At 73.3% G+C, this 13,431-nt stretch carries 8 protein-coding genes, 1 tRNA gene and 1 pseudogene; 4 read left to right on the top strand and 6 right to left on the bottom strand.

What is annotated here, in order from left to right:
• Positions 1-22: 22 nt before the first annotated feature.
• The 4 genes from DEJ12_RS04750 to argS all read right to left on the bottom strand — a co-directional run bounded on the left by DEJ12_RS04750 (position 23) and on the right by argS (position 5,461).
• Positions 23-1,330 carry a homoserine dehydrogenase gene (locus DEJ12_RS04750; RefSeq protein WP_027465790.1) on the bottom strand — a complete coding sequence of 436 codons (1,308 nt, stop codon included), beginning with the start codon at positions 1,328-1,330 and terminating at the stop codon, positions 23-25.
• 65 nt (positions 1,331-1,395) lie between these two features.
• Positions 1,396-2,817, bottom strand: a complete 1,422-nt coding sequence (gene lysA / locus DEJ12_RS04745; protein ID WP_111029227.1) for a diaminopimelate decarboxylase — start codon at positions 2,815-2,817, stop codon at positions 1,396-1,398.
• A gap of 58 nt (positions 2,818-2,875) precedes the next feature.
• Entirely contained in the window at positions 2,876-3,631 is a 756-nt protein-coding gene (locus DEJ12_RS04740; RefSeq protein ID WP_071404604.1) for an LmeA family phospholipid-binding protein, read from the bottom strand.
• A 159-nt stretch (positions 3,632-3,790) separates the two neighbouring features.
• Complete coding sequence (argS, locus tag DEJ12_RS04735; protein ID WP_056068838.1) at positions 3,791-5,461, bottom strand: arginine--tRNA ligase; 1,671 nt, start codon at positions 5,459-5,461, stop codon at positions 3,791-3,793.
• A 59-nt stretch (positions 5,462-5,520) separates the two neighbouring features.
• On the opposite strand from argS, the gene DEJ12_RS04730 reads away from it, so the two are divergent.
• Both DEJ12_RS04730 and DEJ12_RS04725 read left to right on the top strand, forming a co-directional pair.
• Complete coding sequence (locus tag DEJ12_RS04730; RefSeq protein WP_111029226.1) at positions 5,521-6,102, top strand: hypothetical protein; 582 nt, start codon at positions 5,521-5,523, stop codon at positions 6,100-6,102.
• Between the two features lie 829 nt (positions 6,103-6,931).
• Positions 6,932-7,003: transfer RNA gene (locus tag DEJ12_RS04725), tRNA-Arg, on the top strand.
• A 26-nt stretch (positions 7,004-7,029) separates the two neighbouring features.
• Here the strand turns inward: DEJ12_RS04725 and DEJ12_RS18320 are convergent.
• Together DEJ12_RS18320 and DEJ12_RS04720 are read right to left on the bottom strand one after the other, a co-directional pair.
• Positions 7,030-7,374: pseudogene (locus tag DEJ12_RS18320) on the bottom strand (VOC family protein); the annotation flags it as partial.
• Between the two features lie 26 nt (positions 7,375-7,400).
• Positions 7,401-8,225, bottom strand: a complete 825-nt coding sequence (locus DEJ12_RS04720) for an alpha/beta hydrolase (protein WP_181433013.1) — start codon at positions 8,223-8,225, stop codon at positions 7,401-7,403.
• Between the two features lie 168 nt (positions 8,226-8,393).
• On the opposite strand from DEJ12_RS04720, the gene DEJ12_RS04715 reads away from it, so the two are divergent.
• On the top strand, positions 8,394-9,476 hold the full coding sequence (locus DEJ12_RS04715; protein WP_258370473.1) for a Gfo/Idh/MocA family protein: 1,083 nt from the start codon (positions 8,394-8,396) through the stop codon (positions 9,474-9,476).
• Between the two features lie 44 nt (positions 9,477-9,520).
• Positions 9,521-13,417 (top strand): Pls/PosA family non-ribosomal peptide synthetase, encoded by a 3,897-nt coding sequence (locus DEJ12_RS04710; RefSeq protein ID WP_111029224.1) that lies wholly within the window; start codon positions 9,521-9,523, stop codon positions 13,415-13,417.
• Positions 13,418-13,431 lie beyond the last annotated feature (14 nt).

Genomic DNA, 13,431 nt, shown 5'->3' with positions numbered 1-13,431 from the left:
GGCCTGGAGGCCCGTGGTCGCGTCAGCGACCGACGACGCGCAGGACGCTGGTGACGTCCAGGACGACGTCCTCGCCGCGGAGGGCGACGACGGTGTCGGCCAGGTCGGCCTCGCGCGCCAGGTGAGTGCCGATGACGAGCGTCGCGGTCCCCTCGGCTGCGCCGGTGGTGGTCTGTTCGACCGTCTCGACGCTGACGCCGTGCTTCGCGAGCACGCCGGCGACCGTCGACAGCACGCCGGGGGCGTCCGTGACGTGCAGGGTGATCTGGTAGCTCGTGCGGACGGTGCCGATCGGGAACACCGGCAGCTCGGACTGCGTCGACTCGGCGACACCCGGGCCGCCGATGACGTGCCGACGGGCCGCGGAGACCAGGTCGCCGAGGACCGCCGAGGCCGTCTCGACCCCACCGGCGCCCGCGCCGTAGAACATCAGGTCGCCGGCGGCCTCGGCCTCGACGAACACGGCGTTCTTCGCACCGTGGACGCTCGCGAGCGGGTGCGACTCGGGCACGAGGGCCGGGTAGACGCGGGCGCTGACGCCCTCGCGGCCGTCCTCGTCGGTGAGTCGCTCGGCGGTCGCCAGGATCTTCACGACGTAGCCGGCCTTGCGGGCGGCGCGGACCTGGTCGATCGTGACGTGGGTGATGCCCTCGCGGTGCACGGCGGCGAGCGGCACCGAGGTGTGGAACGCCAGCGAGGCCAGGATCGCTGCCTTCTGCGCGGCGTCGTAGCCCTCGACGTCGGCGGTCGGGTCGGCCTCGGCGTAGCCCAGCTCCGTCGCGGTGGCCAGGGCGTCCTCGAACGTGGAGCCCTTGCGGTCCATCAGGTCGAGGATGAAGTTCGTGGTGCCGTTGACGATGCCCATGATCCGGACGATGCGGTCACCGGCGAGCGAGTCGTGCAGCGGACGGATGATCGGGATCGCCCCGGCCACGGCGGCCTCGTAGTAGAGCTGCGCGCCGACCTGCTCGGCCGCGGCGAAGAGCTCCGGGCCGTGGGTCGCGAGCAGCGCCTTGTTGCCGGTGACGACGTCCGCGCCCGACTGCAGGGCCTGGAGCACGAGGGTGCGTGCCGGCTCGATGCCGCCGATGAGCTCGACGACGATGTCCGCGCCGAGGATGAGCGATGCCGCGTCCGTGGTGAAGAGCTCCGCCGGCAGGTCGACGTCGCGCTGCGCGTCCACGTCGCGCACGGCGATCCCGACCAGCTCCAGCCCGGCACCGGCGCGCGAGGCCAGCTCGTCGCCGTGCTCGAGGAGCAGTCGCGCGACCTGGGAACCGACCGAGCCGGCCCCGAGCAGCGCGACACGGACGTTGCGGTATTCGATCATCTGGTAGCGGTTCCTGTCGGTGGGGGTGCGCCCTGCGGGGTGGGCGGACCCGGTCGGGTCGGGGGTCAGCGGCCGGTGCCGTCGGCGGGCACGGCGGCGACCCCGGTGTCACGGGCGAGGAGGTCGTCGATCGTCTCGCCCCGCACGAGGATACGGGCTGTGCCGTCCGCGACGGCGACGACCGGCGGGCGGCCCACGTGGTTGTAGTTGCTCGACAGCGCCCAGCAGTAGGCACCGGTGGCCGCGACGGCGAGCAGGTCACCGCGCTGCACGTCGCCGGGCAGGTACTCGTCGTTCACCACGACGTCACCGCTCTCGCAGTGCTTGCCGACGACGCGGCTCAGCACCGCCGGGGCGTCGGAGGTGCGGGCGAGCCGGGCCGTGTAGTCGGCGCCGTACAGGGCGGGACGGATGTTGTCGCTCATCCCGCCGTCGACCGAGACGTACGTGCGGGTCGCGCTGCCGCCGTCCTCGGTCTCGAGCGTGACGGGCTTGATCGTGCCGACGCGGTAGAGCGTCACCCCGGGCGGGCCGATGATGTAGCGGCCCGGCTCGACGGCGATGTCCGGCACCGGGATGCCGCGCTCGGCGCAGGCCTCGCCGATGATCGTGGCCAGTGCCTCGGCGACGTCCTCGGGAGCGAAGGCCGAGTCGGCCTCCGTGTAGTCGATGCCCCAGCCGCCGCCGAGGTTCAGCTCGGGTACCGGACCGGAGGCCACGAGCGTCGCGTGCACGTCCATGAGTCGACGTGCGGCCTCGCGGAAGCCGGCGTCGTCGAAGATCTGCGAGCCGATGTGCGAGTGCAGCCCGACGAAGGCGAGCGAGGGCTCGGCGCGGACGGCTGCTGCGGCCTCGACGGCCTCGGACAGCGGGATGCCGAACTTCTGGTCCTCGCGGGCGGTCGCCAGGTACTCGTGGGTGGACGCGTGCACACCGGTGTTGATCCGGATGCGCACCCGCTGCACGACCCCGGCGTCGGCGGCGGCACGGGCGACGCGCTGCACCTCTTCGTGGCTGTCGAGCACGATCGTGCCGATGCCGACCTCGACCGCGCGGGCGATCTCGGCGTCGGACTTGTCGTTGCCGTGGAAGCCGAGCCGGCCGGGGTCGATGCCGCCGGCCAGGGCGACTGCGAGCTCACCGGCGGTGCAGACGTCCACGCGCAGGTCGGCCTCGGCCATCCACGCGACGACCTGCGTCGTCAGGAAGGCCTTGCCGGCGTAGTAGACGTGCGCGTGGCTGCCGATCCGCTCGAACGCCTCGGCGAACGCGTTCCGCACACGGACGGCTCGGGACTGGACGTCACGCTCGTCGACGACGTACAGGGGCGTGCCGAACTGCGCGACCAGGTCCGTCGCGCTGATGCCGCCGATCGCCAGGGTGCCGTCGTCGGTCCGCGTCGCGGACGCGGGCCAGATGCGGTCCACCAGTCCGGAGGCGTCCGTCGGGAACCGCAGCCGCGGCGGTGCAAGGGGGTTCTCGCTCACGGGACCCGATCCTACCGACGCGAGCCGTTCCTCCAGGCCGCGTTACGCACCCGTCCGCTCAGCCGCAGCTGCCGACCGTCCGTAGGCCGTCCTCGTTGAGCGGCAGCGCGTCCGCGGTGATGCGGACCGTCGCGTCCGACTTCGACACGTCGAGCGAGCGCACCCGCAGCGCCTCGGGCAGGAACTGTGCGGTGCAGACCTGCACCGGGACACCGGTGACGCCCGGGATCGAGTCGACCTTCAGGCCGAGATCGGAGTTCGTGATCCGGACGCTCTCCGGGGTGATCGAGATGCCGCGGCCGTCGTCCTGGGCGACGACGGCACCCTTGGCGGCGTAGGTGATGTCGTAGCCGAGCACCGACGACGACCCCGTCAGTTCCACGCCGCCGTCGACCAGGTTCAACCGGTCGAACAGCGGGCTGTACTTCGCCAGGTCCTTGACGCTCGACGACGCCAGGGTGACCGTGCCGTCGACGTCGCGGACGTCGCCCTTGCCGTCCACCGGGACGTCCTGCGCGGTGACGTCGGCGGCGAGCGGGATGCCGTCCACCGTGAGCTTCGCCGAGGAGATCTCGACGCGGTCGAGCGTGCCGCTGATGAGCTGCGGGATGACGATGCCCTCGGCGTGGGCGTCGACCTCGCCGGTCGTGCCGTCCGGTAGCGACTGCTCGACCTGCTGGGCGATGATCCGGTCGACGACGCCGCGCAGCACGAACTCGGCGATCACGACGAGGGCGGCGAGCACGACGACGACCACGAGCAGGACGACGGGCCAGCGGCGGCGCGTGGTGGGGCGTTCGGTGGCTGCGGGCATGCGTCCTACCCTGCCAGCCGGTCCCGGCAGCCCGCCTGGAGGCCCGGTGCGCGTCCGGCGCGGCGGCTGCCGGGATGCAAGACACCGGTGTTCGCGCTCGACACCGCGGAATGCGGGTGTTCGGTGCGCGAACACCGGTGTCTTGCGGAAGGAGTGCCGCTACATGCGGGACGGAGCCGACACGCCGAGCAGGCCGAGGCCGTTCCGGACGACCTGGCCGGTGGCGTCGTTCAGCCACAGGCGCGTGCGGTGCAGGTCGGTCACGGGTTCGTCGCCGAGGGGCGTGACACGGCAGGAGTCGTACCAGCGGTGGTAGAGGCCGGCGAGCTGCTCGATGTACCGCGCGATGCGGTGCGGCTCGCGCAGCTCGGCGGCGTGCCGGACCACCCGCGGGTACTCGGCGAGGGCTCCGAGGAGCGCGCTCTCCGACTCGTGGGTCAGCAGCGAGGCGTCGAACACCGACCGGTCGACCCCGGCCGCCGCGGCGTTCCGGGCCACCGACTGCGTGCGGGCGTGGGCGTACTGCACGTAGAAGACGGGGTTGTCGTTCGTGCGCTTCGTGAGCAGGTCGAGGTCGATGTCGATCGCGGTGTCGCTGGCGAACCGGACCAGGGCGTACCGGCCGGCGTCGACACCGACGGCGTCGACGAGGTCCTCCATCGTGACGATGGTGCCGTTGCGCTTCGACATGCGCATCGGTTCGCCGTCCTTGAGCAGGTTGACCATCTGCCCGATCAGGATCTCGAGGTTCTTGCCCGGCTCGTCCCCGAACGCGGCGCACATCGCCATCATCCGGCCGACGTAGCCGTGGTGGTCGGCGCCGAGCATGATCAGGTTCCGCTCGAACCCGCGCTCGCGCTTGTCGAGGTAGTACGCCAGGTCGCCGGCGATGTACGCGGGCTCGCCGTCCGACTTGATGACGACGCGGTCGCGGTCGTCGCCGAAGTCGGTCGTGCGGAGCCACTCGGCACCCTCGGCCTCGTACATCACGCCGGCCGACCGCAGCCGGGCGATCGCACGCTCGACGGCCTTCGACTCGTGCAAGGCGTTCTCGTGGAAGTAGACGTCGAAGTCGACGCCGAAGTCGTGCAGCGACGACTTGATGTCCGCGAACATGAAGTCGACGCCCTCGCGACGGAAGAGCTCCTGAGCCTCGTCGCGCGGCAGGTCGCGGACGTCGATGCCCGGCTCGAGGGTCGCGATGACCCGTGCGGCGATCTCGGCGATGTAGGCGCCGCCGTAGCCGTCCTCGGGCGTGGGCTCACCGAGTGCGCTGGCGACGAGGGAGCGGGCGAACCGGTCGATCTGCGCGCCGTGGTCGTTGAAGTAGTACTCGCGGGTGACGAGCCCACCCTGCGCCTGGAACACGCGGGCCAGGCTGTCGCCGACCGCGGCCCAGCGGACGCCGCCCATGTGGATCGGGCCGGTGGGGTTGGCGGAGACGAACTCCAGGTTGATCCGGACGCCGTCGTACAGGTCGCCGGTGCCGAAGGACTCGCCGCCGTCCACGATGGTGCGCGCGATCTCGCCAGCGGCGGCCGCCTCGAGCGTGATGTTGATGAAGCCGGGGCCGGCGACGTCGACGGAGTCCACGCCGTCGAGCTCGGTCAGCTCGCCGGCGATCTCGGTCGCGAGCTCGCGCGGGTTCGTGCCGAGCCGCTTCGCGAGCTGCATGGCGGCGTTCGAGGCCCAGTCGCCGTGGGCGCGGTTCTTCGGACGCTCGAGCACCACGTGGGACTCCTCGATCGTCACGGTCTCGGACGCGCCTCGGCGCTCGACGATCCCGGTCAGGATCGACAGGTACGCGGCGGAGAGTTCGGCAGGAGTCACGAGGACCGATCCTACCGGGACGCCCAGGTCCGCACCGGTCGATGCAGCATCATGTCGGGATGACCCCCCGCAGCCGTGCCCGGGCGCTCACCGTCGCCACCCTCACCACCGCAGCAGCCGTCGTGCTCGCCGGGTGCTCGGGCGGCGGGGACAGCACCCCGTCGGCCACCGCGACCCCGGCGGGCAAGCCGGTGTCGCAGACCTGCGCGGAGCTCCTGCCGACCAGCGCACTGTCGGTCTACGGGCAGACCTTCGAGCTCGACGACTCCTTCACCCCGGCGAAGGGCTCCCCCGCCGCGACCATCGCGAAGCAGCAGGGCCGCGTCTGCCGGTTCGTCAGCACCGACGCGGACGCCACGGCGATCACGGTCGCGGTCGCCGACCTGCCTGAGAAGTCGCTCACCAACCTGAAGGACGCCCTGTACGAGCGGGGCGGGTCCGTCCCCACCTACCGCGTGGAGGGCTACTTCGCCCTGAGCGGCGACGTCGGCCGCGCGGACGCCTTCGCCGACCCGTACTGGGTCACCGCGCAGTCGACGCTGTTCACCGAGCCGGGTGGGGCGCAGCCCGTCGTGGACGCGGTGCGCGCCGCGCTCCAGCCGTCCGGGTCGGCGACGGCGACGGCGACGCCCGCGGGCTGACGCGGCCGCGCCGGCACGGTGCGAGGTCCGCCGTCCGGTGCGAGGTTGCGCACGTGGTGCGCGCGTGCAGCGCCGCACGGAACACGGAACCTCGCGCGGGATCGCGACGGACGCACCGTGCGGACGGGAGGCCCGCGGCGGGCCCGCACCGCGCCTCCAGGCCGGCGGCGGCCACGCACGGTGCCGCGTCCGTCGTCTGGTGCGAGGTTGCGCGCGTGGTGCGCGCTTGCAGCGCCGCACGGAACACGGAACCTGGCACGGGATCGCGACGCTCGCACGGTGCGGACGGGAGGCCCGTGGCGGGCCCGCGCCGCGCCTCCCGGCCGGCGGCGACCACGCACGGTGCCGCGTCCGCCATCCGGTGCGAGGTTCCGAGCGCGGTGCGCGCTTGCTGCGCCGCACGGAACGCGGAACCTCGCACGGGATCGCGACGGACGCACGGTGCGGACGGGAGGCCCGTGGCGGGCCCGCACCGCGCCTCCCGGCCGGCGGCGACCACGCACCGTGCCGTGTCCGCCGTCTGGTGCGAGGTTGCGCACGTGGTGCGCGCTTGCAGCGCCGCACGGAACACGGGACCTCGCGCCGGCTCGCGACGCTCGCACGGTGCCGCGTCCGTCGTCCGGTGCGAGGTTCCGTGCGTGGTGCGCGCCTGCCGCACCGCACGGGACACGGAACCTCGCACGGGAACGCGACGGACGCACGGTGCGGACGGGAGGCCCGTGGCGGGCCCGCACCGCGCCTCCCGGCCGTCCTGGACGGCACGTCCACAGGGCGACACGCGCTGTCCAGGACCACCCGCCGGACCTGCTACGGTTGTTGACACCCCTTGGCCCCCATAGCTCAGGGGATAGAGCACTGCCCTCCGGAGGCAGGGGCGGAGGTTCGAATCCTCCTGGGGGCACTGGAAAGTACGCCGAAGAGGTTCCCGAAGGGATCGAGCAGCTGGCAGAGCCGCTCTCCCGTGAACACCGTCTTCGGCCCCCGGTGCGCGACGGCACCGTTGGTGACCCAGTCCTCGACGACGGCATCGACGTCGGGCACGGTCCAGTACGGCACCGTTCCGGACGGCCCCGGCGTGTTCAGTTCGTCGGTGCGGTGCAGCGTGAGGCGGACGCCCTCGATGTCGAACGCGACGAGCGCGCCACCACGCACGACCGGTTCGCGGCGGAGCCTGGCCGCGTACCAGACGACCGCGGCGTCGAGGTCGTCGACGAACAGGAAGACGTTGCCGACCGGGCCGATCGGGAGCGGAGCTGTGGAGTCGTCGGGCACGGGGGTCCTCCTTCGTCGCGCGCCGCTCAGCGGTGCTCGACCCCGAGCGTCTGCGCGAGGAACGTGAGCGATCCGGGCAGCGCGTGTTCGGTGTAGCCCTCGGCGTGCCGGAGACCGGGGATCAGCTGCAGCGTGTTCGGGACGCCGACCGCGGCGAGCGCCGCCTGCAGGGCGATCGGGTCCGACCGCGGGACCCACTCCTCCAGCGAGTTGGCGAGGTAGACGGGGCCCGTCGACGCCGTCACGTGCTCGATCGTGGACGCCGCGGCGAGCGCCGACCGGTCGCCGCCGACCTCCTGCAGGATCACCCAGCGGAGGAACGGGTCGTCCCGCCCGGTCCGGTCGATGTCGGCGCTCCGCATCGCGTCGAGGTCCTGCGTCGTCGGCGCCGCGGAGACCGTGCCGTCCGTCGCCCGGATGATCTCGGCGAGGCCGAAGATCCCGGACCAGCTCACGGAGGGACGGCCGGTCGCGATGCCGCCCTCGACGGCGAGGTTCCCGCCGGCCGACCCGCCGAAGAAGGCGACCTTGCTCCGGTCGAAGGGGACGTCGGACTGCAGCGCCCACTCGTACGCGGTGAGCACGTCGTCCCTGCTCGCGGGGAACACGTCCGTCGGTGCCAGCCGGTAGTTCGGGACGAAGACCGTGTACCCGGCGTCGACGAGTCGGGCGGACAGGCCGTCCTCCTTGGACTTGTCCCCGCGGAACCATCCGCCACCGTGCACGAGCACGACGGCGCCGGTGCTCGGGGGCGATCCGGTGCCCGGGCTGTGGACGTCGAGGACCAGGGCGTCGTGCCGGTCCGAGTACCGCACGTCGCGGTCGATGTGGGGAGGTGGCTGGGTGGGCATCGGTGACGACCTTCCTCGGGTTCCCGACGCCGCGACCGGCGGCGGTTCGTGGAATCCGATTCTCATCGACCGTGTCACGGGGCGATTGGGTCGGATGACTCGATGCGGGTCGATTCCGGGGCGAGGAGCCGCACAACCGGGTCCGGAGCATCCCGGTAGCGTTCCGGCATGACGATGACGTTCCCGGTGCCCGGAGTCCACGCGCTGCGGGGCGGCCCCGAGCTCCGGTGGGGTGTGATCGGCCCCGGGGAGATCGCGAACGACTTCACGGCGACGCTGCACGCGAACTCCGACCAGCGCGTCGTCGCCGTCGGGTCCCGCTCCCCCGAGCGTGCCGCGGCCTTCGCCGCCCGCCACGGCGTGCCCGGTGTGCACTGGTCGTACGAGGCCCTCGTGGCGGACCCGTCCGTCGACGTGGTCTACGTCGCCTCGCCGCACCCGCAGCACCTCGGGCACGCGCTGCTCGCGATCGCCGCCGGCAAGCACGTGCTCGTCGAGAAGCCGATGACGACCTCGGCGGCGGACACCCGCACCCTCGCCGACGCCGCACGGGCCGCGGGCGTCCTCGCGATGGAGGCGATGTGGACCCGGTACCTGCCGGGCACGACCGTCGTCGCCCGTCTGCTCGCGGACGGGGTCCTCGGCGACGTCCGGCTCGCGACGGTCGACGTCGGGTGGCCGCACGACCCGGACCCGGCGGACCGGATGTTCGATCCCGCCGCAGGTGGGGGTGCCCTCCTCGACGCCGGTGTCTACGGGCACTGGTTCGCACGGTTCGCCACCGGCGCCCCGGTGACGAGCAGCACGACGGGGGCGGTCTCGGATCGCGGGGTGGACCTCCAGTCCGTCACGGTGTCGACGGCGGAGGGTGGCGCGCAGGCGGTGGTGACCACGTCGATGACGGCGTGGACGCCGGGGCTGGCGGTGATCGCCGGGAGCCGGGCCACGGTCCGGTACACCGACCACTTCGTGTTCCCGGCGTCGTTCGCGGTGCACCACCCGGGTGGGGAGGACCACTGGGCGGAGCCGACGGGGCTGCGGGGCCGTCAGGGACTCGTGTGGCAGGCGGCGGCGCTCGCGCAGTACGTGGCGGACGGTCGCACGGAGTCCCCGGTGCACTCGCTGGACGACTCGGTCGGGATCGCGACGGCGCTCGACGCGGCCCGTGCGGCACTCGAACCGTCCGCTGCGGCACTCGGACCGACCGGTACGGCACCGTCCGTTCCCGAGCAGGACACCTCGACCCTCTAGGATCACGGGCCGGTCGTCCCGCACGCGACCGGGAAGAGGCCTCGATGACCATCGGCACCGGGAACGCGCAGCTCGAACTCGCCCGCGGGGGCGACGCACCCGCCCCACGGACCCTGTTCGACGTCCTGGCGGCGACCGCGGCGACCCACCCGGACGCGACGGCGCTCGAGGACCCCGCCGGCAGCGTCGACTACGCCGCCCTGCTCGACCTCGTGCGCGCGCAGGCCGACGATCTGGCCCGCCGCGGTGTCCGACGGGGCGACCGGGTCGGGGTGCGGATCCCCTCCGGCGGGCGTGACCTGTACCTGTCGATCCTCGCCGTGCTCGCCGCCGGAGCCGCGTACGTGCCGGTCGACGCGGACGACCCCGAGGAGCGCGCCACCCTGGTGTTCGGCGAGGCCGGTGTCGTCGGGGTGATCGGCGCGGGCGGTGTCCTGCGCGACCGCGACGGCACGGAGCTGCCGGTGACGGACCCTACGGCGAGCGCCGAACTCCCCCGTGAGACCGACGACGCGTGGATCATCTTCACGTCCGGGTCGACCGGGGTCCCGAAGGGTGTGGCGGTCACCCACCGCAGTGCAGCGGCGTTCGTGGACGCCGAGGCGCGGATGTTCCTGCAGGCGGCGCGGATCGGTCCGGGTGACCGGGTGCTGGCGGGGCTGAGCGTGGCGTTCGACGCGTCGTGCGAGGAGATGTGGTTGGCGTGGGGGCACGGCGCCGCGCTGGTGCCGGCACCCCGGTCGTTGGTGCGGACGGGGGTGGACCTGGGGCCGTGGCTCATCGCGCACACGATCACGGTGGTGTCGACGGTGCCGACGCTGGCGGCGTTGTGGCCGGACGATGCGCTGGAGCAGGTGCGGCTGGTGATCTTCGGTGGTGAGGCGTGCCCGCCGGAGCTGGCGGCGCGCATCGCGAGTCGTGACCGTGAGGTGTGGAACACGTACGGGCCGACCGAGGCGACGGTGGTGGCGTGCGGGTCCCTGCTCGACGGGAGCCAGCCGATCCGGATCGGGCTGCCGCTGGACGGGTGGGACCTGGCCGTGGTGGACGGTGCCGGACAACGGGTGGAGCCGGGCGGCGTCGGTGAGCTCGTGATCGGTGGCGTCGGGCTGGGGCGGTACCTGGACCCGGCGAAGGACGCGGAGAAGTACGCGCCGTTCCCGGAGCTCGGGTGGGAGCGGGCGTACCGGAGCGGTGACCTGGTGCGGTACGAGCCCGAGGGGCTGGTCTTCCAGGGGCGTGCGGACGACCAGGTGAAGCTCGGTGGCCGGCGGATCGAACTCGGGGAGATCGACGCGGCGCTGCAGGCCCTGGACGACGTGGCGGGTGGGGCCGCGGTGGTGCAGCGGACCCCGGCGGGCAACCAGGTGCTGGTCGGGTACGTGGCTCCGGTGGCCGGGGCGACGGTGGACGTGGCTGCGGCGAACGCCCGGTTGCGGCAGGAGCTGCCGGCGGCGTTGGTGCCGTTGGTGGCCGTGGTGGAGTCGCTGCCGACGCGGACGTCGGGCAAGGTCGACCGCGCGGCGCTGCCGTGGCCGTTGCCCGGTGCCTCGGACGCGGCGATGCTGCCGGACACGGTGGCGTGGATCGCCGAGCGGTGGTCGGCGATCCTGGGGGTGCCGGTGGCGAGCGTCGACGACGACTTCTTCGCGCACGGCGGTGGGTCGTTGACGGCGGCGCAGCTGGTGTCGGCCATCCGGGAGCGGTTCCCGACGACGACGGTGGCGGACGTGTACGACCACCCGCGGATCGGGGCGTTGGCGGCGGCGCTGGACGAGTCCGGCCCGGTCGAGGCGTCGTCGCGCGACGTCACCCCGGTCCCTCCGGCGACGGGGCTGCTGATGACGCTGCTCGGGCTGCCGGTGCAGGTGCTCCGGGGGCTGCGGGTGCTGACGTGGACGGCCCTGGTGGCCGCGGTGCTGCACGCGACGACGCTGCCGTTCCTGCCGGTGCTGCCCTGGCCGGTGCTGGTGCTGGCGCTCCTGGTGTTCGTGACGCCGATCGGCAAGATGGCGCTGACGGTGGTGCTCGCGCGGCTGCTGCTCGCCGGGGTCCGGCCCGGGTCGTACCCCCGTGGCGGTTCGGTGCACCTGCGGGTCTGGCTGGCCGAGCGCATCGCCGAGGCGGTCGACGGCCCCTCGACGGCGGGCGCCCCGTGGATCAGCTACTACGCCCGGGCCCTCGGCGCGCGGATCGGCAGGGACGTCGACCTGCACACGCTGCCGCCGGTGACCGGGATGCTCACGATCGGCAAGCGTGCCTCGATCGAGCCCGAGGTCGACCTGGCCGGGCACTGGCTCGACGGCGACGTGTTCCACCTGGGGCACGTCCGCATCGACGAGGACGCCGTGGTGCGCAGCCGGACGACGCTGCTGCCCGGGGCGCACGTCGGTGCGGGTGCCGAGATCACGGCGGGTTCCGCCGTCGGCGGCCCGGTGCCCGCGGGCGAACGCTGGGCAGGGGCACCTGCGGAGCGCACCGGGTCGGCTCGTGACGACCGGGAGGCCCGTCCAGCGACCCGACGACGCTGGCTGCTCGCGTACGGGGCCGGGTCCCTGGCCGTGGCCGGGTTGCCGGTGGTCGGTGTCGCGGTCGGACTGCTGGTCGCCCTCGCCCTGGTCGGGCGGGCGTCGACCCTGGGCGACGCGGTGCTCCGTGCGCTGGTGACGGTCCCCCTGGCGACGGTCGTCGCCGGTGCGGTGTACGCGCTGCTGGTGGTGGTCGCGGTGCGGCTGCTCGGCATCGGCCTGTACGAGGGACGGCACCCGGTGCGCTCCCGGATCGGCTGGCAGGTGTGGTCGACCGAGCGGGTGCTCGACGCGGCGCGCACCCTGCTGTTCCCGCTGTACGCCTCGCTCGTGACGCCGGTGTGGCTGCGGCTGCTCGGCGCCCGGGTCGGTCGGGACACCGAGATCTCGACGGTGCTGCTCATCCCGGCGCTGACGCAGATCGCGTCGGGGGCGTTCCTGGCCGACGACACGATGGTGGCGACGTACGAGCTCGGCGGCGGTCGGGTGCGGATCGGTCGCTCGAAGGTCGGCCGTCGGGCGTTCCTCGGCAACAGCGGCATGACGGGTGCCGGACGCTCGGTGCCGCGCGAGGCCCTGGTGGCGGTGCTGTCCGCGGTGCCGAAGAAGGCCAAGCGCGGGTCGTCGTGGCTCGGGTCGCCCCCGGTGCGGCTGCGGCGCGCGGCGACGGAGTTCGACGAGGCGCGCACGTTCCGCCCGTCCAGGCGGCTCAAGGTCGCCCGCGGCTGCTGGGAGCTGCTGCGCCTGGTGGCCCCGATGGTCTCCGCCGCCATCGCGCTCGGCGTGGCCGGAGCACTGCTGGCGCTCTGGTCGGCCGTCGGGATCGGGTGGACGGTGCTGCTCGCCGGACCGGTGCTCATCGCCGCTGGTGCCGTCGCCGCCGTGGTCTCGACGATCGCGAAGTGGGCGTTCGTCGGTCGGATCACCGCCCGGGAACACCCGCTGTGGTCGTCGTTCGTGTGGCGCAACGAGGTGCAGGACACCTTCGTCGAGACCGTCGCGCGGCCCTGGTTCGCCGAGCAGGCCACCGGCACCCCCGCGCTGGCCGTCTGGCTGCGGAGCCTCGGTGCGACGATCGGCCGCGGCACCTGGCTCGAGACGTACTGGCTGCCCGAGGCCGACCTGGTCACGATCGGCTCCGGGGCGTCGGTCGCGCGGGGCACGGTCGTGCAGACGCACCTGTTCCACGACCGCGTGATGCAGCTCGACACCGTCCGGATCGACGCGGGTGCGACGCTCGGGCCGCACAGCGTGGTCCTGCCGGCGGCCGGCATCGGTGCCGGGGCGACCGTCGGGCCGTCCTCGCTCGTGATGCGGGGCGAGCAGGTGCCGACCGGCTCCCGCTGGTCCGGCAACCCGATCGCTCCGTGGACATCGGCAGCACCGTCGGTGACCGCCCCACCGGCGCCATGAGGTTGACTGTCCCC

Source organism: Curtobacterium sp. MCLR17_059, assembly GCF_003234665.1.
In the GTDB taxonomy this organism is placed as follows: Bacteria; Actinomycetota; Actinomycetes; order Actinomycetales; family Microbacteriaceae; genus Curtobacterium; species Curtobacterium flaccumfaciens.
This window is presented reverse-complemented; position numbering and strand designations above follow the sequence as displayed.